Origin of the sequence: Stenotrophomonas sp. FR024, assembly GCF_047500745.2 — a bacterium.
GTDB lineage: Bacteria > Pseudomonadota > Gammaproteobacteria > Xanthomonadales > Xanthomonadaceae > Stenotrophomonas > Stenotrophomonas maltophilia_A.
Genome location: NZ_JAXAXM020000001.1, coordinates 374,534 through 393,956, shown reverse-complemented (window position 1 = coordinate 393,956; position 19,423 = coordinate 374,534). Strand labels below are relative to the sequence as shown.

Annotated in this window: 12 protein-coding genes and 1 tRNA gene; 10 read left to right on the top strand and 3 right to left on the bottom strand. The window is 60.0% G+C overall.

Translation table 11 applies throughout. The features are described 5' to 3' along the window. Positions 1–3 precede the first annotated feature (3 nt). The 8 genes from radC to ACMZ91_RS01740 all read left to right on the top strand — a co-directional run bounded on the left by radC (position 4) and on the right by ACMZ91_RS01740 (position 14,696). Positions 4–501 carry a RadC family protein gene (gene radC / locus ACMZ91_RS01775; RefSeq protein WP_414577463.1) on the top strand — a complete coding sequence of 166 codons (498 nt, stop codon included), beginning with the start codon at positions 4–6 and terminating at the stop codon, positions 499–501. A 463-nt stretch (positions 502–964) separates the two neighbouring features. Next, the gene (locus ACMZ91_RS01770) at positions 965–1,873 is read left to right on the top strand and encodes a WYL domain-containing transcriptional regulator (RefSeq protein ID WP_043033692.1); all 909 of its coding nucleotides are present in this window, start codon (positions 965–967) and stop codon (positions 1,871–1,873) included. 12 nt (positions 1,874–1,885) lie between these two features. Continuing rightward, positions 1,886–5,119: a helicase-related protein gene (locus tag ACMZ91_RS01765; protein ID WP_414577461.1), complete on the top strand. Its 3,234-nt coding sequence runs from the start codon at positions 1,886–1,888 to the stop codon at positions 5,117–5,119. Positions 5,120–5,133: 14 nt separating this feature from the next. Further along, positions 5,134–6,921, top strand: coding sequence for a GmrSD restriction endonuclease domain-containing protein (locus tag ACMZ91_RS01760; protein WP_414577459.1), 1,788 nt, complete (start codon positions 5,134–5,136; stop codon positions 6,919–6,921). Beyond that, positions 6,918–7,727 (top strand): DUF4391 domain-containing protein, encoded by an 810-nt coding sequence (locus ACMZ91_RS01755; protein ID WP_043033689.1) that lies wholly within the window; start codon positions 6,918–6,920, stop codon positions 7,725–7,727. Before ACMZ91_RS01760 ends, ACMZ91_RS01755 begins: the two co-directional genes overlap by 4 nt. A 26-nt stretch (positions 7,728–7,753) precedes the next feature. Beyond that, the gene (locus tag ACMZ91_RS01750) at positions 7,754–9,739 is read left to right on the top strand and encodes a site-specific DNA-methyltransferase (protein ID WP_414577457.1); all 1,986 of its coding nucleotides are present in this window, start codon (positions 7,754–7,756) and stop codon (positions 9,737–9,739) included. An 11-nt stretch (positions 9,740–9,750) separates the two neighbouring features. Continuing rightward, the gene (locus ACMZ91_RS01745; RefSeq protein WP_414577455.1) at positions 9,751–12,756 is read left to right on the top strand and encodes a type III restriction-modification system endonuclease; all 3,006 of its coding nucleotides are present in this window, start codon (positions 9,751–9,753) and stop codon (positions 12,754–12,756) included. A gap of 56 nt (positions 12,757–12,812) precedes the next feature. Next, positions 12,813–14,696: an ATP-dependent nuclease gene (locus tag ACMZ91_RS01740; RefSeq protein ID WP_414577453.1), complete on the top strand. Its 1,884-nt coding sequence runs from the start codon at positions 12,813–12,815 to the stop codon at positions 14,694–14,696. A gap of 53 nt (positions 14,697–14,749) precedes the next feature. Here ACMZ91_RS01740 and ACMZ91_RS01735 read toward each other — a convergent pair whose 3' ends face one another. From ACMZ91_RS01735 to ACMZ91_RS01725, 3 genes are all read right to left on the bottom strand, one after another. Next, positions 14,750–16,162, bottom strand: a complete 1,413-nt coding sequence (locus tag ACMZ91_RS01735; RefSeq protein WP_414577483.1) for a YfjI family protein — start codon at positions 16,160–16,162, stop codon at positions 14,750–14,752. 50 nt (positions 16,163–16,212) lie between these two features. After that, the gene (locus tag ACMZ91_RS01730) at positions 16,213–16,554 is read right to left on the bottom strand and encodes a hypothetical protein (protein ID WP_049407008.1); all 342 of its coding nucleotides are present in this window, start codon (positions 16,552–16,554) and stop codon (positions 16,213–16,215) included. A 392-nt stretch (positions 16,555–16,946) separates the two neighbouring features. Then, a tRNA-Ser gene (locus tag ACMZ91_RS01725) sits at positions 16,947–17,039 on the bottom strand. Positions 17,040–17,183: 144 nt separating this feature from the next. Between ACMZ91_RS01725 and dnaX the strand changes: the two genes are divergently transcribed. Together dnaX and ACMZ91_RS01715 are read left to right on the top strand one after the other, a co-directional pair. Continuing rightward, positions 17,184–19,238 (top strand): DNA polymerase III subunit gamma/tau, encoded by a 2,055-nt coding sequence (gene dnaX / locus ACMZ91_RS01720; RefSeq protein ID WP_414577451.1) that lies wholly within the window; start codon positions 17,184–17,186, stop codon positions 19,236–19,238. 6 nt (positions 19,239–19,244) lie between these two features. Further along, on the top strand, positions 19,245–19,423 hold a 179-nt coding region (locus ACMZ91_RS01715), incomplete at its 3' end, for a YbaB/EbfC family nucleoid-associated protein (protein ID WP_495497642.1).

The following is a 19,423-nucleotide window of genomic DNA, read 5'->3' as shown; positions in this document are numbered from 1 at the left end:
GAAATGACAGACGAACCGGTGCTGGGCCTCTACGTGCGCAGCAGTACCAAACACTATGCCCCCGCGGACGCCGAGGCCGTCTTGGCCGCGGCCAAGCAGATCGTCGACGCCAAGATGCAACGGGGCACTTGCTTCAGCGACCCCAAGATCGCCGCTGAGTTCTTCCTGGCCAAGTTGGGCGGGGCAGAACGCGAAGTGTTCGCTGCAGTGATGCTGGATTCCCGGCATCGCCTGATCCGTTACACGGAGCTGTTCTACGGCTCCATAGACGGGGCCGAGGTGCATCCCCGGGAAGTCGTGAAACAGGCCCTGCGCCTAAACGCAGCCGCGGTCATCCTGGCTCACAACCATCCGTCAGGTGACCCGGAACCGTCTGCCGCAGACCGGGTCGTTACGGCGAGGCTCAAGCAAGCGTTGGCGTTGGTTGATGTACGAGTTATTGACCACGTCATCGTGGGTGGACGTCAGACGGTGAGCTTGGCAGAGAGAGGGTGGCTGTAGCTGCCTTCTCCCGACAGCCGGGCGGCCAGCAAGCGATGTTAGGTAGGCGTCGAAAGGTGCGCGTGCTGAGAACCCCAGATGGACGCCACGGTGTCCATCTGCGGGAGTTCCGCATTTTTTTTGGCTCTGCTCGGCACAACGGGCGATGCCGTCGATTGCGCCCACGCCAGTTCACTCTCTCTCAGAATCCCGGGTACTTGCGCCAGATCCGCTGGTTCAGATCTTCGTTGTACCTGTATTCGCCGATCTCCCAGTCCTTGACGCGTAGATCGCCAGGGCCTCCTCAGTGATCCGGCCCTAGCCCAGTCGGGTCTCAGGCATATCGGAGCCGCCTCGGCTTATGGTTGTCAAAATGCGACATATGAGTGAGTTACAATAGATTCATGTACATACTACTATCGCAGACCATAGACTGTCATAAATAGCTCCTACAAGCATTCGCTGACCGAACGAGCTAGCCAGGATGTCAAACGAAAAGCTTGCAGATCTCACCCAGCCACAGCGCGACCGGCTCGCGTTCGTGGAGCTGCGCGTGCGCTTCATTGGGGAGATGCGTCGCCAGGACTTGGTCACGCGATTTGGCATTCAGTCCGCGGCGGCATCCAGGGACTTGGCTCTGTACAAAGAGCTGGCTCCCGGCAACATCGACTACGACGCCAAGGGCAAGTCCTACGTGCTGGGGCCTAGCTTTCAGCCCGTCTTCGACTTCCCGCCAGAGCGGGTGCTCTCATGGCTGACTCAGGGCTTCGGTGATGGCGAGCCAATGCGGCTCAAGGCATGGGTCGCCAGTGAAAGTCCGTCCCGGCTCACCCATCCTGACTTGGACATCCTGGCGCATGTGACCCGGGCAATCCATCAGGAAGGCCCGCTGAGCATCGAGTACCACTCCATCTCAAGCGGTCGCACGGAGCGCGAGATCGTTCCGTTTGCGCTGATCGACAACGGCCTGCGCTGGCACGTTCGCGCCTTCGATCGCAAGTCCCAGGACTTCCGGGACTTCGTCATCACCCGGATCAAACGTCCCGTCATCCTCAAGGACCAGTCAGTGGCTCCCCATGAGATGAGCGATCAAGACATTCAGTGGACCCGGATCGTCGAACTGGAGCTGGTGCCCCATCCAGATCAGCCCCGGCCCGAAATCACGGAAATGGACTACGGCATGCAGGGTGGCGCGCTGCACATGAAGCTGCGGGCCGCCACGGCCGGCTACATCCTGCGCAAGTGGAGTGTGGACTGTTCCCCTGACCATAGTTTGCGCGGCCCGGAGTACCGGCTTTGGTTGAAGGACCATCTCGCCATCTACGGCGTGCGCAATGCAGTGCTGGCGCCGGGGTATGCATCACCGAGTGCAGAAACGTCGATTGCTGGCTGAACGGAAACGACCATGAAGCTGATCCAAAACACCGGAACACAACGCGTCATCGACTTGATGAGGCCTCACCTCAAGCACGGCAACCGACTCAACTGTGTAACGCCTTCTTTTTCGCTCTACGCCTTTTCAGAAATCCGGGAGGCGTTGTCCGCTCTGGATCGAGTTCAATTGATCGTGCCTCCTGATAACGAGGCACTTGAACTCTTGGGTACGGAGGGCGACCGCGCTGCGCGTAATCGTCTGCAGGCACGCTGGTTGGCCAATCAATGCGCGAAATGGATCATTGAGAAAGTGGAGCTTCGGCGGGCATCAAAAGGGGTGCCGCAGGGAGCTGCCGTTATGCGTGGGCCGGACGGGGCTCCTGCGCAAGTGATTCTGGGTTCTTTTGCCTTCAACACGTCTGGCCTTGGCCTGACGCCGGGCAACCCGCTGAACCTGATCCAGGCATCAGAAACGGCCGACGAAGCCGCGCAGCTCGCCCAATGGTTTGATCACCAGTGGTCAGGCTTGCATGGTGCTGATGCCACCGACTCCAAAGGCCCGCGCAACGAGAGCGAGTCCATCCTTGAAGCACTGCAGGCCCTGGGTGAGCACCGCGATCCCTTCACCATCTACACCTTGATGCTGCATCGCCTGTTTCAGGGCAGCGGCGACGAGATGGACGAGGAGCGCATCGTCAAGTCCGCCACCGGCATTCGCAATACCGTGGTGTGGAAGAAGCTATTCAAGTTCCAGCGCGATGGTGTGGTGGGTGCCATCGACAAGCTGAGCCGCTTTGGTGGTTGCATCATCGCCGACAGCGTGGGGCTGGGCAAAACCTTCGAAGCCCTGGCCATCATCAAGTATCACGAGCTGCGCAACGACCGCGTGCTGGTGCTGGCGCCCAAACGCCTGCGCGACAACTGGACGCTTTACAAGGCCAACGACAAGCGCAACATCCTTGCAGCTGATCGGTTCAACTACGACGTGCTCAACCACACCGACCTGTCGCGTGATGGCGGCCTGTCGGGCGACATCGACCTGTCTCATGTGAACTGGGGCAACTACGACCTGGTCGTGATCGACGAGTCGCACAACTTCCGCAACAAGGCCACGCACAAGGGCAAGGAATCGCGCTACGACCGCCTGATGCGACGCATCATCCGTGAAGGCGTCAAAACCCGCGTGCTGATGCTCTCCGCCACACCGGTGAACAATCGCTTGGCCGACCTGCGCAACCAGATTGCCTTTGCCACCGAAGGCGACGACACCGCCCTGTTGGAACACGGCATCGCCAGCATCGAGGCCACGACCCGCAAGGCGCAGGCGCAGTTCAACCGCTGGCTGGCGCTGGACGAAGCTGAAAAGACTCCCAGTCAGTTGGTGGAGATGCTGGGCTTTGACTACTTCACCCTGCTGGACCATCTCACCATTGCCCGCTCCAGGCGGCATGTGGAGAAGTACTACGGCACCAGCGAGACCGGCCGCTTCCCCGACCGACTGCCGCCCATCAACATCAAGGCTGACGTAGACCTTGCGGGCGAGTTCCGTGCCATCCGCGACATCAACCAGGAGATCCGTCGGCTCACCCTTGCCAGCTACGCGCCGCTGCGCTATGTGCTGCCCCACAAGCAGGCGGCCTACGACGCCAAGTACAGCACCCAGGTGCGTGGCGGCGAAGGTTTCTTCCGCCAGGCGGATCGTGAAGAAAGCCTGATCCACCTGCTGCGCGTGAACGTGCTCAAACGCATGGAAAGCTGTGTGTCGGCCTTCACCCTGACCGTACAGCGCCAACTCAAGGATGTAGAGAACACGCTGGCACGCATCGAATCCCATGCCGAAGCGCTGGAGGAAATTGACATTGCCGACGTCGATATCGACGACCCGGCGTTCGAGGCCTTGCTGGTCGGCCGCAAGGTTAAGGTGCTGCTGGGCGACGTGGACCTGATCCGCTGGAAACAGGATTTGTTGGAAGACCGCAATCGTCTGGCCACCCTGCTGGCGGCAGCGCGTCAAGTGGATGCCGCGCGCGATGCCAAGCTGGCAGCCTTGCGCGACATGATTGCTCGCAAATGCGCCCAGCCCATCAACACCCACGATGGCAAAGCCAACCGCAAGATCATCGTGTTCACCGCCTTCTCCGACACGGCGCACTATCTCTACGCCCAACTTGCCCCCTGGGCCAGGGATACGCTGGGTGTGCATTCGGCGGTCGTTACAGGCAGCGCCGGCATTCAAACCACCATGCCGGGCTTAAGTAAGCGCATGGGCGACGTGCTCTCGGCCTTCGCGCCGCGCGCTAAAGAGCGCCCGCAAGACCTGGCGGATGAAGGCGAAATCGACCTGCTGATCGCCACCGACTGCATCTCCGAAGGGCAGAACCTCCAAGACTGCGACTGGCTGATCAACTACGACATTCACTGGAACCCGGTGCGCATCATCCAGCGCTTCGGGCGTATCGACCGCATCGGATCGCCCAATCAGCGCATCCAGCTCGTGAACTTCTGGCCCAACATGGAGCTGGAGGAATACATCAACCTGGAGCAGCGCGTCAGCGGCCGCATGGTGCTGCTCGATGTCTCGGCCACTGGCGAAGAAAACCTGATCGAGCAGCAATCCGGCAACGCCATGAACGACCTGGAGTACCGGCGCAAGCAACTGCTCAAGCTGCAGGACACGGTGATCGACATGGAAGACCTGTCGACTGGCGTGGCGATCACCGACCTCACCCTGACCGACTTCCGCATCGACCTGGCGCAGTTCCTGAAAGCACACCCTGGCAAGCTGGACACCCAGCCGCTGGGTGCTTATGCGGTCACCACCACGCTGGATGCCGACATTCCGCCCGGCGTGATCTTCTGCCTGCAAGCCTGCGGCCCGGCAGCAAAGTCCGCAACAACGTCCGACTACCCGCTGGCGCCGCACTACCTGGTGCATGTCGGCGATGACAGCACCGTGTTGCTGCCGTACCCGCAGGCCAAGCGCATCCTGGATCGCCTCAAGCGCCTGGCGCTCGGGCGCGAACGGCCAGATGACAGTGCCTGCGCACGTTTCGACAAGGCAACCAAAGGCGGCGAAGACATGCGCCACGCCCAGAAGCTGCTCGCTGCGGCGGTGGCCTCCGTCGCCGGGAAGCAAGAGGAACGGGCCGTGGCCAGCCTTTTCACGCCCGGTGGCACGCACGCCATGAAAGGCGAGTTCGCCGGCAGCGGCGACTTTGAGGTGGTGGCATTCCTCGTTGTGTTGCCCGATCAGCCAAGTATTTGATTACAAGGACCAGCATGAGCTTTCGCACCGCCGAACCCGCATTGAAAGATGTCCTCGATGGAATCGCATCGGGGCAAATCCAGCTTCCTGACTTCCAACGCGGTTGGGTGTGGGATGACAACCATATTCGGTCATTGATCGCAAGCCTCTCGCTCTCCTACCCGATTGGCGCAGTCATGTTTCTGGAAGCAGGCGGCGTGCCATTCAAGCCCCGCTTGTTTGCCGGTGTAAACCTGCAGCCTGCGCCTGCTCCTAAGACCCTCGTGCTTGATGGTCAGCAACGCCTGACCTCCATGTACCTGGCGCTGCGCAGCGGCCAGCCAGTGCAGACACGCACGGAGAAAGGCGCGGATATTCGTCGTCTTTATTTCCTCGACATGAGCAAATGCCTGGATGAATCGGCGGACCGTGAAGATGCCGTACTCTCGGTGCCAGAGACGCTGCAAGTCACGTCGGATTTCGGCCGAAAGGTCGATTTGGACGTCAGTACGCCAGACCAGCAGTACAGCCAGCGGCTCTTTCCCGTGGCATTGTTGTTCGACATCCAAGGGTTCATGGCCTGGGAAAGCGGCTTCAGCGCACACCATCAGTTCGCAGCGGAAGCCATGCAGTTCATGCAGCGGTTTCGCAACGAAATCTGGCTGCGCTTCCAACAGTTCAAGGTGCCCGCCATCGAACTGACCCAGGACACGCCACGCGAAGCCGTGTGCCAAGTCTTCGAGAAGGTCAATACAGGTGGTGTCACCCTGACCGTGTTCGAGTTGATGACCGCCACCTTCGCAGCGGATGAATTCAACCTGCGTGATGATTGGGAGGCGCGGCAGGAGCGACTAACCGCCAAGCACGATGTACTCACGGCAGTGGATGGCACCAGCTTTCTCACCGCAGTCACGCTGCTGGCCAGTTATCAAAGGCACAAAGTGCTTGGCACATCCGTCAGTTGCAAGCGCGCCGACGTGCTGAAGTTGCCGCTGGCGGACTTCAAGGCGCTGGAATCCGATTTAGAGAAAGGCTTCAAGCGGGCTGCCGAATTGCTGGCTGAGGAAAAAATCTTCGATGACCGAAGCCTGCCGTATGCCACGCAGCTCGTTCCGTTGTCTGCCATCTGTGCGCATCTGGCAGACCGCACAACGCAACATGGCGTCAAGCAAAAGCTGCTGCGCTGGTACTGGAGCGGTGTTCTTGGCGAACTGTACGGCGGCGCCAACGAAACCCGTTTCGGCATGGACATCCAGGACGTGGTCGCCTGGGTCGAAGGGGGCAGCGAACCGCGCACGGCGCGCGACGCCAACTTTGCGCCGACGCGCCTGCTGTCCCTGCAAAGCCGCCTCGCAGCCGCCTACAAGGGGCTGGCCGCCTTGCTCATGAAACACGGTGGTCGGGATTTCGTCAGCGGTACGCCGATCGACCTCAACACCTACTTCAACAACGCTATCGACATCCACCATGTGTTCCCCCGTGCCTGGTGCGAAAAGCAGAAGTTGCCCAAGGAGAAATGGAACAGCGTGGTCAACAAGGCCCCTCTGGCTGCTGGCACCAATCGTTTTATCAGCGGCGATGCGCCCAGCGTTTACCTCGCCCGCATTCAGAAAGCCAAGCAGGTGGCCCCCGATAGCCTGGACGAGTTTCTGCTCTCACACGTGATTCCGGTGCCTGCGCTGCGCTCGGATGACTTCGATGCGTTTGTCCGCCAACGCGCCACTGCACTGTTGAAGCTGATCGAGCAGGCCATGGGCAAAGCCATTGCCGGGCGCGACAGCGAAGAAACGGTCAAAGCATTCGGAGCGGCACTGTCGCCATGAGCAGGTCGGATGTCGTCAGTGCCCTGTGTCTTCCCGATAGCGCGCGGGTGGATCAGCGCGTGCCCAAGAAGCTGTTGCTGGAGAACGCTGCGCCCACCGCGTCTGACAAGCGCTTGATCTCCGATGCGATTGAAGACATCCAGTGGCTGGCCGCCCTGAAGCCCAACACCATCGGCGTGCCCGAATACCGCGATACGCAGCGCGAATACCTGGAGGTCGCGGTGCTGGCCGCCACCTTGCGCGGAGCCATCAAGCCAGCCAGCCTTTCACGCCTTGCAGAACTGGTGCATCGGGCCGTGCCTTACCCGGTGCTGTTGCTGCTGGATGAAAAACGGGCTGAAGGGCCAACACTGACCCTCTCGCTGGCGCATAAGCGCTGGGCGCAGAACGAGGCGGGCAAGATCGTGCTCGACGGTGACGTGGTGTCGGCCTCGCTGTTTCAAGCAGCCGATGGCACACCTGGAGTTGATGCGAAGGCTGCTTTCCACATCGAGCGGAATTTCATGCAGTCGCTTGCGATTGCGCGTCAGCCCCAGGCTTCGCTACATGCCCTCTATGAAGGTTGGATCGAATGCATGCAGGCCCTGCACGCAGCGCGAAGGACGGGAATCTATCAAACCGCTGCAACACCCGAACAGACCGCGGCGCGACGACAGGCATTGATCGATTGCCAGCGGCTGGAAGGCGAAATCAGTCGCCTGCGGGCCGAGGCGGCCAAAGAAAAACAACTGGCGCGCCAGGTGGAACTGAACCTGACGCTCAAGCGCATCCAGTCCGAACTGGCCGCTGCACAACAACAGCTTTGAAGATTGAACGAATGACGGAGAAGACCATGGAAAAACTCACGGCAGCCAGCCCAGAAGCCCAATCCGCCGACCTGGTGGCGGGCAATATCGAACAGCTCAAGGCGCTGTTCCCGGAACTGCTCACGGAAGGCAAAGACGGCGTGGCCGTGAATGTGGACGTGCTCAAGGCGCTGGTGGGCGATGCCACCGTCACCGATGCCGACGAGAAGTACGGCCTCAACTGGCATGGCAAACGCCGCGCCCGCCAACTGGCGCTCACGCCCAGCACGGGCACGCTGCGCCCCTGCCCGGAAGACAGCGTGGATTGGGAGTCCACCCAGAACCTGATGATCGAGGGCGACAACCTTGAAGTGCTCAAGCTGCTGCAAAAAAGCTATGCCGGCAAGGTTAAGCTGATTTATATCGACCCGCCGTACAACACCGGCAAGGATTTTGTGTACCCGGACAATTTTCAGGACAACATCAAGAACTATCTGGAACTGACCGGACAGGTAAAAGGTGGGCAGAGAATTAGCAGCAATACCGAGGCCAGCGGGCGGTTTCATACCGACTGGCTGAATATGATGTATCCGCGACTTAAGCTGGCAAAAAATCTTCTTCTCGATAGTGGATTAATAATTATCTCCATTGACTCTTCTGAAGCCACTAACTTGCGGCTAATTATGGACGAAGTTTTTGGTCAAGAGAACTTCATCGGCTTACTGCCGACTATCATGAATCTGAAAGGCAATAACGATGCCTTCGCTTTCGCGGATACTCATGAATTTACAATTGTTTATGCTCGGAATAAGGAAAAATGTGTGGTTTTTCAACTTCCAGTGTCAGAGGAATCGCTAGATGATTGGCTGGAAGATGAGCGTGGCCTCTACAAGCGCGCTGACACTTTAAGGCGGACAGGGCAGGATGCATCGAGGGAGCGCCGTCCTAACGGGTGGTTTCCAGTCTTTATTGACGAAAAGGGTGAAGTCTACGCGACGCTTGATGATGAGCCTCGCTCGGGTTCAGATTTAATTCTATGGCCAGTTTCAGAGGCAGGCGAAGAGCTCTCTTGGACGTGGAGCAAAAAGAAAATTAACGATGAAAACTTTAACTTGATTGTTGTTGAAGGTAGGTCAGGAAAGAATATCTACAAAAAACAACGAGCCACTCTCGGCGACCTCCCGACCAGCAAGCCCAAATCGATTCTCTACAAGCCTGAGTACAGTAGTAGTAATGGAACGGCCGAAATTTCATCGTTGCTGGGAAGCAATGTGTTCGATAGCCCTCCAAAACCTCGCTCATTAATTCGTGACTTTGTAACAATTGGTGCGTCTCCTCAAGACATCATTCTTGATTTCTTTGCTGGAACTGGAACAACTGGTCATGCAGTAATGGCACAGAATTTCTTAGATGAAGGAAACCGTAGATTTATTCTTGTTCAACTCCCCCAGTATCTCGATCCGGAGGATAAGGGGCAGAAAAATGCAGCCGAATTCTGCGACCAGATCACCAAGCCTCGTTCTATCGCAGAACTCACTAAAGAGCGCTTACGCCGCGCAGGCACCAAGATTAAGACTGAAAGCTCTGGCTGGCAGGGCGACACCGGCTTCCGCGTCTTCAAGCTCGACACCTCCAATATCCGCGTCTGGAATCCCCAACCAGACGATCTGGAAGCCACACTATTCGACCATCAGGATCATCTGCTCGAAGGTCGCAGCGAGGCTGATGTGCTTTACGAACTGCTGCTCAAGTTGGGGCTGGATCTGTGTGTGCCCATCGAACAGCGCAATATCGAAGGCCTTCACGTCCATGCCATTGGCGGCGGCGTGCTGCTGGCGTGCCTGGCTGAGACCATCACCCGCGAACAGGTAGAGCCGCTCGCCCAGGGCATCATCGGCTGGCACAAGGAGTTGGCCCCTGCCGGTGACACCACCTGCGTGTTCCGCGACAGCGCCTTTGCCGATGACGTGGCCAAGACCAACCTCGCCGCCATTCTGGAACAGTACGGCATCCAGAACGTGCGCAGCTTGTAAGGGGGCTTGCCATGAAACTGCACTTCGAACCCAACCTCGACTACCAGATGCAGGCCATCGAGGCTGTATGCGATCTTTTCCGTGGTCAGGAGGTCTGCCGCACCGAATTCACGGTGACCATGAAATTGCCCGATGACGTGCAGATGTCACTGGGCGTGGCGCAGTCCGACCTTGGCGTTGGCAACCGCTTGACGCTGCTCGACGACGAGCTGCTCAAGAATCTGGCTGACATCCAGTTGCGCGGTGGCTTACCGCCTTCCGGCTCGCTGACGTCCGGCGACTTCACGGTGGAAATGGAGACCGGCACCGGCAAGACCTATGTGTACCTGCGCTCGATCTTCGAGCTGAACAAGCGCTACGGCTTCACCAAGTTCGTGATCGTGGTGCCGTCGGTAGCGATCAAGGAAGGCGTTTACAAAACCCTGCAAATCACCGAGGAGCACTTCAAGGGGATCTACGCGGGTGTGCCCTTCGATTACTTCCTGTACGACTCGGCCAAGCCCGGGCCGGTGCGCAACTTCGCCACCAGCGCCAACATCCAGATCATGGTGGTGACGGTGGGTGCTATCAACAAGAAGGATGTGAACAACCTCTACAAAGAGAGCGAGAAAACCGGCGGCGAGAAGCCCATCGACCTGATCAAGGCAACCCGGCCGATCATCATCGTGGATGAACCGCAAAGCGTGGACGGCGGCCTGGAAGGTCGTGGCAAGGAAGCACTGGACGCCATGAACCCGCTCTGCACGCTGCGCTACTCCGCCACCCATGTGGACAAGCACCACATGGTGTTCCGCCTGAATGCCGTGGATGCGTACGAGCGCAAGCTGGTTAAGCAGATCGAGGTGGCATCGGCCACGGTTGAGGATGCGCACAACAAGCCTTTCGTGCGCCTGGTGAAGGTGGAAAACAAGCGCGGCCGCATCAGCGCCAAGATCGAGCTGGAGAAACAAGCCGCCACTGGCGTGCAGCGGGTGGAGGTGACGGTCAGCGATGGCGACGACCTTCAGCAGAGCGCCGATGGCCGCGCGATCTATGCCGATTTTCGGGTGGGCGAGATCAATACGGCCAAGGGCGAAGAGTTCATGGAACTGCGCTACCCCGGCGGCGAAGTGTTCTTGCAGCCTGGCCAAGCCCACGGTGATGTGGATGCGCTGGCCGTGCAACGCGAGATGATCCGCCGCACGATCAAGGAGCACCTGGACAAGGAAAAGCACCTGCGCCCATTGGGGATCAAGGTGCTCAGCCTGTTCTTCATCGACGCGGTGGACAAGTACCGTCAGTACGATGCGGACGGCCAGCCGGTCAAGGGCGTGTATGCGCAGATGTTCGAGGAGGAATATCGCCGTGCCGCCAAGTTGCCGGCCTACCAGAGCTTGTTTGCCGAGATCGATCTGGCGTCCGCCGCCGAAGAGGTGCACAACGGCTATTTCTCCATCGACAAGAAGGGCGGCTGGACCGACACCGCCGAGAACAATGCGGGTAACCGGGAGAACGCCGAGCGCGCCTACAACCTGATCATGAAGGAGAAGGAGAAGCTGCTGTCCTTCAGCACGCCGCTGAAGTTTATCTTCTCCCACTCCGCGCTCAAGGAAGGCTGGGACAACCCCAACGTGTTCCAGATTTGCACCTTACGCGACATTCAGACCGAGCGCGAGCGTCGCCAGACCATTGGTCGCGGCCTGCGCCTGTGCGTCAACCAGGATGGCGAGCGGGTACGCGGCTTCGAGGTCAACACCCTGACAGTGGTGGCCACGGAAAACTACGAACAGTTTGCCGAAAACCTGCAAAAGGAAATCGAGAAAGACACGGGCATCCGCTTTGGCATCGTGGAGCCGCACCAATTTGCCGCCATTGCCGTGACCGGCGCTGATGGGCATGCCGCACCGCTAGGCATGGAGCAATCGAAGGCACTGTGGGAGCACCTGAAAGCCGCCGGCCATATCGATGTCAAGGGCAAGGTGCAGGATTCACTGAAAACAGCGCTGAAGAACGGCACCTTGGAGCTGCCAGCCGAGTTTGATGCACAGAAAGCCCAGATTTCCGAAGTGCTGCGCAAGGTGTCGGGCCGGCTCGACATCAAGAATGCCGATGAACGCAGGCAAGTGCCGCTGCGCAAGGGCAAAGATGGCAAGGCCGTTTATCTGAGTGACGAGTTCAAGACACTGTGGGACCGCATCAAGCACCAAACAACGTACCGCGTGCAGTTCGATAACGCCAAGCTGGTGACGGATTGCATCGCAGCGTTGCAGAAGGCTCCGGTGATTGCCAAAGCGCGGCTGCAATGGCGCAAGGCCGACATCTCTATCGGCAAGGCCGGTGTCGCCGCGACGGAGAAAGCGGGCGCGGCGACCGTGGTGCTGGACGAGGCGGATATCGAGCTGCCGGATTTGCTGACCGACCTGCAGGATCGCACCCAGCTCACCCGGCGCACCATCGTCGTCATCCTGACGGGAAGCGGCCGCCTGGACGACTTCAAGCGCAATCCGCAGCAGTTCATCGAATTGACCGCCGAAACTATCAACCGCTGCAAGCGCTTGGCCCTGGTCGATGGCATCAAGTACCAGAAGCTCGGCGACCAGCATGTCTATGCGCAGGAGCTGTTCGAGAAGGAGGAGCTCACCGGCTATCTCAAGAACATGCTGCTGGATACCCAGAAGTCGATCTACGAGCACGTGGTGTACGACTCGACCACAGAGCGGGACTTCGCCGATGGGCTGGAGAAGAACGACGCCATCAAGCTCTATGTCAAGCTGCCAGGCTGGTTCAAAGTGCCCACGCCGCTGGGTACCTACAACCCCGACTGGGCCGTGTTGGTGGAAGAAGACGGCACCCAGCACCTGTACTTTGTGGTGGAAACCAAGAGCAGCCTGTTTACCGACGATTTGCGCGACAAGGAAAGCGCCAAGATCGAATGCGGCAAGGCGCATTTCACTGCGCTGGGGGTTGGTGAGAACCCTGCACGGTATGTGGTTGCGCGCTCGGTTGGCGATCTTTTGACCGAGGCGGCAAAAGGATAGGTTCTGTCGCTGTCACGGCGAGAGACGACACAAAACACAAGGAGCAGAAGCCCGAAATGAAGATCCAATCCGTTCGCATCCGAAACTTTCGCACGTTGAAAGACGTGACGATTCCGTTCGATTCCGTCACGACCTTCATTGGGCCGAACGGTGCCGGCAAGTCAACGGTGCTTCGTGCGCTCGACTGGTTCTTCAACGGCAAACCTGGGGCGCTGACGGAGAAGGATTGCTCTTTTGGGGCGACTGACGAAGACATCGAGGTTCAGGTCACCTTTGCAGACCTCACCGAGAAGGATCGCGAGGCACTTGGCAAGTACGCACCGGAAGGAGTCGCCACGTTCACCGCATGGAAGCGCCGATCCCCTGATGGCGCCGATGTGCTCTCCGCCAATGCAAAGGGATTCCCGGCTTTCAATGCCATCAAGGCGGCAGGCGGTGCGACTGCGAAGAAAGAGCTGTATGCCACTCTCCGGCGCGAGCGACCGGAGCTTGATCTTCCTGCGGCGAATACTGGTCCAGCCGTTGATCAGGCAATGACAACTTGGGAGGCGGCTCACACTGATCAATTGCTCGATGCGCTCGAGGCTTTGCAAACCAATTTCTTCGGTTTCAACAGTGGCGGCAAGATGAGCGGACTATTTGACTTCGTGTTGGTGACGGCCGACCTTCGGGCAAGTGAGGAGTCGATCGATGGCAAGGCAAGCATCATCGGCCGAATCCTGGAGCGCTCGATTGACCGAACTGCTGCTGATGAGGCGATCGCGGAAATCGTTGCGGAGTCACGGGCAAAGCAGCAACTGGTCTATGAGGAGAAGTTCAAGGAGCAGCTTGGAACCATCACGACGCAGCTCAACGAGGTTGTCACAACCTATGCGCCAGGCCGGGCAATCATGGTTTCTCCGGCTGAAGTGGAACTCAAGGCACCTCGCACGACGTTCGACGTGGCCGTGCTCGACGGCACCACCGAGACTGCGGTGGAGCGGCAGGGACACGGCTTTCAGCGCACGCTGCTGATTTCGGCTCTGCAACTCTTGGCGCAGTCGGGCGCAGCCTCGGCCGAGGGAGTCATCTGTCTGGCGATCGAGGAGCCAGAACTTTTCCAGCACCCGATCCAGGCGCAGACTTTTGCGAAGGTGCTCAGGTCGCTCGCCGAAGACGCTGGCAAGCGCATCCAGGTGACCTATGCGACGCATAGCCCCTACTTCCTGGAGGCTCGACATTTCCATCAAATCAGACGGCTGACGAGATCCGCTGACGAAGTCCCGGTGGTGACGGTCCACTTTGCCACGGTTGAGGATGTGAAGGCCAGGCTGAATAGAACAGTAGATGGCGATGTGGTCGATCGCAGGCTCGACCACAACGTGGCTGACCAGCTTGCGATAGCGCTCTTCGCGAATCGGGCATTTCTTGTGGAGGGGACAACCGAATCTGCTGTGTTCTACGGTATTGGAGATAGAACCTCTCCGGGTAGCCTTGAAGCAGCCGGCATCTCGATTGTTCCTGTGGGGAGCAAGGCATCGATGCCCCTTGCGCATGCGATTCTGAAGTCTATTGGTGTGCCAGTCTATGCCCTGTTTGATGCTGACGGCGGATTTGAAGCGAGAGCCAAGGCCAAGAATAGAGACAAAGATGGCATAGATCGTGAGCGTAACAATCATGCGGCGGAGAACCGCAAGTTGATGCGGTACTTTGGCTTGCCTGAAGAGGACTTTCCGCTCACCACCATTTCTGACGTCGCGGCCATATTTGATGACCACCTGGAATCATTCCTTTCGGAAAACTGGAGGGAGTGGATGGTCGCTTGCAGAAGTGTTGAGGATGCTGCCGGGATAAGCCTCTCTAAGAACCAGCTAGCTTACCGATCGGCAACGCTTCGGTCGGATGGGGTAGTGCCTGAAATGCTTCTGCAGATATTGGCTAAGGTGAGGTGTACAGCCTAGTAAGAAAAATGCCCGGCGGCTGCCGGGCATTTTTTGTGTTCGATGTGTAACGGTCATCGCCAGGTAATGTTGCGCGATCGAGAGAACATCTTCATGCAATTGATGAACGTGGTCTTGCCGCCGCATAGCTCGATCAGGCCACGTTGCTCCATCCGCAGAAGGGCAGCACGCAAGCGATTGCTTGGAAGGCCTAGCAACAGCCCTATGTGCTCCGTGGGAACCTCCTTGTAGTCGATAGAGAAGCGGTGGGCCGCCAGGTGTTCGATGACGGCCTCCACGTCGTCCTCTTGTTGGGGCAGAGGTGGTGGTGGGACGAACACCAGCTCATACTGGGCGGCGTGCCAGAAAACAAGATCCCAGGCACGCTCGAGACATGAGATCGAAACGTAGTGGGTCTGGCTTTCCCAGACGTGGAAGACTGCAGCCAAGCGAGCGGTCAGGTTGAGCATCTTCGAGACGAAGTCGGTGATGTGCGCGAGTTGTCCGAACTTTAGATTTTGAGTGATGCGGCACAACTCTTCCCAATAGCCTAGCGCGTCAGGTGCGAACGCCAGTTCGATGGGGGCAATGCCACCGGCCTCCTGGTTGTCCTGGTGCAGGTCGTAAAGCTCCTTGAGCGCCTCGTGGAGATTCGAAAGAGCCTCGTCATCGTCGCCCGCGGGTGCGTATCGATTACCCATAGGCGACGGCTGGGCGACACAGACGAGGAAACGAGCGAAGAAGCCGAGCCTGACGGTCTTGTGCTCGGTGTACTCATTGCGCTTGCATCGGGGACGGAACGGCTCGATCGCGGCGGACTGCGCCAGCAAGCCGAACGTGCCACGTGGTTGACTGGCATAGAGATGCTTCTTCTTCTCTCGACGAAATTCCAGCGGCTTGCCGTCGATCAGATCAACCAGATCCGACACGTGGCGCATCAAGCTGGAGCTCAGCAGCTTGTCACCTTCATCGGTAAGGAAATCGACTGCTTCGTACTCGCCATCCAGCTGGTGAAGCAGGCTTTCCAGGTCAAGGTTGCTCGCGAGGCGCGGACGGTGTTTGGGGACCGCCGCGGCCGTGCGGTGCAGCTCGGCCAGCGTCGCAAGAAGTTCCTGCGCGGGCTCCTGCTTGCGCAGGCAGCGCGCGATCTCGGCCTTTAGGAGTTTGATATGGAACTTTTGCTCGGTCGACGCGGCGCTCGCTTCGGCCCGCGCGACCTCATACCGAGCGAAGCTGTCTCGAGTGTGGTCCCTGAGCGGCTGGATCATGCACTCGTGTACAGGGCTTTTACTTCCACCAACATCGGCAATACATAGCGTGTTGACGCCGATGGGAATGGGTGTCCAGTTGGGCGGCGACACAACGTAGAGAGGAGCAACCGCGGAGGATAGGACCGATAGTAGGTGTGTCCGGACCAGGGCGGGGCAGGCTTCCGTGACCCTGGCGCAAACTGCCCTCGCGGCAGCTGCGGCCAGCGGCGGGAGCATGCCGAAATTGTAGTCGGGTGCCTGGGAGGTCGTGAGCGGGGCAAGCATGTTCACGCCGCGGCCCCCTCGAGACAGCCGCTGAGCGCGGCTGCGAGCGGATGGAGGGAGCCCTCGTTCGCCGGCGGATCCTCTTCGCCATTGGCGGGCGCATCCGATTCAGCCTTGCCCAGTCGGCCGCGCAGCTCCTTGAGCTTCGCGGGGTAGAACTTCTCTCGCAGACCCAAGGCATTGATCAGGTCAATCAACTCCTTGTCGCTGATGCCGTCCGCCTTCGCGGTCAGGATCATCGGCTTGATAAGCGTAAGGAGCCGTTCGGTATCTTTCTTGTCTTTGAGTGCCTGGTACGCCGCAGTGAACTGCGCGGCCATTTCGTTAACGGTGCCGAGTGGCATGTGCTTGTCCTCGATCGGGACAGCCGGGATGGCCGTCCTCAGGGGACATGCTGGGCAGGTACGAGGAAATTGAATAAGGAGCGGATTTCGGCAAGTGATCCAGAAACCTCTCCGGAAATTCCTGTCGAGCGGGGCCAGGCCATTGTCAGCAAAAGGTCAGTAAGGCGGCCGCGGCAAAGCCCGGTAGGCCAAGTGCATCAGGCTGGAGTCGGGCACGTTTCGCATGAAGTCAGTGGGTGGTGCAGCCGTCATGGGTTTCCGCTGCTTCGCGATGCACAGCGCGGCGCAAAGAGCCCCAACCACAGGCAACTCGCTGTGGCATACTGGATGGCATACTGGGCCGGGCAGAAAAGAAAAAAGCCCCTTAAAATCAGGGGCTTAGTTCGAATATCTGGCGGAGAGAGGGGGATTCGAACCCCCGAAGCGCGGTTTAGACGCTTACACACTTTCCAGGCGTGCTCCTTCAACCACTCGGACACCTCTCCGGATCCCTGCCATCGGCAAACGCCTCAGCAGGGGCGCAGATTCTAGCGGGCCGCGCGGCACTTCACAAGCACCCCGGTCAGGAACCTGCGAAGGACGTGCCGGAGGCGAGGGGGCTGGACAGGCATGGCACAATGGAACATCCGATGGAAAACGGTGGCCTGATGTCCTATCTCGTCCTTGCCCGCAAGTGGCGTCCGAAGCGTTTTGCCGAGCTGGTGGGCCAGGAACACGTGGTCCGTGCGCTCAGCAACGCGCTGGACAGCGGCCGGGTCCACCATGCGTTCCTGTTCACCGGTACCCGCGGCGTGGGCAAGACCACCATCGCGCGCATCTTCGCCAAGTCGCTGAACTGCGAGCAGGGCACCAGCGCAGACCCATGCGGCCAGTGCGCGGCCTGCCTGGACATCGACGCTGGCCGCTACATCGACCTGCTGGAAATCGACGCCGCGTCCAACACCGGTGTGGATGACGTGCGCGAGGTGATCGAGAACGCGCAGTACATGCCCTCGCGTGGCAAGTACAAGGTCTACCTGATCGACGAAGTGCACATGCTGTCCAAGGCGGCGTTCAACGCGCTGCTGAAGACGCTGGAAGAGCCGCCGGAGCACGTGAAGTTCCTGCTGGCCACCACCGACCCGCAGAAGCTGCCGGTCACCGTGCTCAGCCGCTGCCTGCAGTTCAACCTCAAGCGCCTGGACGAGGATCAGATCCAGGGCCAGATGACCCGCATCCTGGCGGCTGAGGAAATCGAGGCCGACGGCAGCGCCATCGTGCAGCTGGCCAAGGCCGCCGACGGCAGCCTGCGTGACGGCCTGTCGCTGCTGGACCAGGCGATCGCCTACGCCGGCGGCGCGCTGCGCGAGGACGTGGTGCGCACCATGCTGGGCACGGTCGACCGCACCCAGGTGGCAGCGATGCTCGATGCGCTGGCCGAAGGCGATGGTCCGCGCCTGTTGCAGGTGGTGGCTGCGCTGGCGGAGTTCTCGCCGGACTGGAGCGGCGTACTGGAAGCGCTGGCCGAAGGCCTGCATCGCATCCAGGTGCAGCAGCTGGTACCGGGTGCCGCAGCGGCTGCCGAAGGCCTGGATGCGACGGTGTTCGCCGAACGCCTGCGTCCGGAAGTGGTGCAGCTCTGGTATCAGATGGCCTTGAACGGCCGTCGTGACCTGCCGCTGGCGCCTAGCCCGCGCGCGGGCTTTGAAATGGCTGTGCTGCGCATGCTGGCGTTCCGCCCGGCCGCGGCGGTCCCGCCGGTGCCGAAGTCGGTGGATGGTGCAGGCAATGCGCCGGGTGGCAATGCTGCCGGTGGTGGCAGCGGTACGGGTACCCACGAAGCGACACCGGTTGCTGCCGCCACTTCGGCAAGCCCGGCCGTAGTAGCCCAGGTGGCCGCTCCGGCGCAGGCCGCGCCGCGCGAACCTGAACCCGAACCTGAGCCGGCCCCACGACCCGAACCGGACCCGACCCCGGAGCCCGAGCCGGTTCCGGTGGAAGAGCCCGTGTCACCGCCGCCGGTGAAGGCCGAAGCAGCGGCACCGGCATCCGTTGAAGCCGAAGCGGGCGACGACCTGCCGCCGTGGGCCACCGACGAAGCCGAGGCGCGTGACAAGGCGCTGGCGGCCGAGATGGCTGGGCCGGACGCTGCCATGGTGGCGCCCTGGCATGAACCGCCAGCTCCCGTCGCGGCTCCCAGCGAGCCTGCGCCGCCCGAGCGCCCGTTCAGCACTGAAGGCATTGCAATCGCGCCGGCCGAGCCGGCCCCGGCACGTGATGCCGTGCCGCAGGAAGGTGTCAGCGATCTGGCCAGCGCCGAGGATTGGCTGGATCTGGTCGCCAACAGTGGCCTGAGCGGCCCGTCGCGGCAGTTGGCCGCCAACGCCGCCTTCATCAGTTGCCAGCACGGGACCTTGAAACTGGGTCTTTCGCCCGGATTTGAATATCTGCGCTCGGAGCGCGCGCTGGCCGCCCTGGGCGAGATGCTGGAGAAGGCCCTCGGCCAGGCGCCGAAGATCGTGGTCGAGACCGTGGAAACCGAACACGTTCCGGCCGAGACCCTGCACCAGCGTGCCGATCGCCAGCGTGGCGAGCGGCAGCAGGTGGCAGAGGCTGTTTTCATGGACGATCCGGAAGTGCAGGTGCTGATCCAACAGCACGGCGCCCGGGTTGTTTCCGATTCCATCCGTTCTTTTGACGAGTAAGACACTATGCGCGGCAACATCGCCCAACTGATGCAGCAGGCCCAGAAGATGCAGGAAAACCTGCAGAAGGCCCAGGAAGAAATCGCCAAGATCGAAGTGACCGGCAGCGCCGGTGGCGGCATGGTCAGCGTGACCCTGACCGGCGCCAAGGAATGCCGCAAGGTGCGCATCGACCCGTCGCTGGC

What these genes read in the sequence shown, in the direction of transcription:
- radC (WP_414577463.1), top strand. Translation starts at nt 4, where the DNA reads ATGACAGACGAACCGGTGCTGGGCCTCTACGTGCGCAGCAGTACCAAA.
- ACMZ91_RS01760 (WP_414577459.1), top strand. Translation starts at nt 5,134, where the DNA reads ATGAGCTTTCGCACCGCCGAACCCGCATTGAAAGATGTCCTCGATGGA.
- ACMZ91_RS01740 (WP_414577453.1), top strand. Translation starts at nt 12,813, where the DNA reads ATGAAGATCCAATCCGTTCGCATCCGAAACTTTCGCACGTTGAAAGAC.
- ACMZ91_RS01755 (WP_043033689.1), top strand. Translation starts at nt 6,918, where the DNA reads ATGAGCAGGTCGGATGTCGTCAGTGCCCTGTGTCTTCCCGATAGCGCG.
- ACMZ91_RS01765 (WP_414577461.1), top strand. Translation starts at nt 1,886, where the DNA reads ATGAAGCTGATCCAAAACACCGGAACACAACGCGTCATCGACTTGATG.
- ACMZ91_RS01770 (WP_043033692.1), top strand. Translation starts at nt 965, where the DNA reads ATGTCAAACGAAAAGCTTGCAGATCTCACCCAGCCACAGCGCGACCGG.
- dnaX (WP_414577451.1), top strand. Translation starts at nt 17,184, where the DNA reads ATGGAAAACGGTGGCCTGATGTCCTATCTCGTCCTTGCCCGCAAGTGG.
- ACMZ91_RS01750 (WP_414577457.1), top strand. Translation starts at nt 7,754, where the DNA reads ATGGAAAAACTCACGGCAGCCAGCCCAGAAGCCCAATCCGCCGACCTG.
- ACMZ91_RS01735 (WP_414577483.1), bottom strand. Translation starts at nt 16,162, where the DNA reads ATGCTCCCGCCGCTGGCCGCAGCTGCCGCGAGGGCAGTTTGCGCCAGG.
- ACMZ91_RS01745 (WP_414577455.1), top strand. Translation starts at nt 9,751, where the DNA reads ATGAAACTGCACTTCGAACCCAACCTCGACTACCAGATGCAGGCCATC.
- ACMZ91_RS01730 (WP_049407008.1), bottom strand. Translation starts at nt 16,554, where the DNA reads ATGCCACTCGGCACCGTTAACGAAATGGCCGCGCAGTTCACTGCGGCG.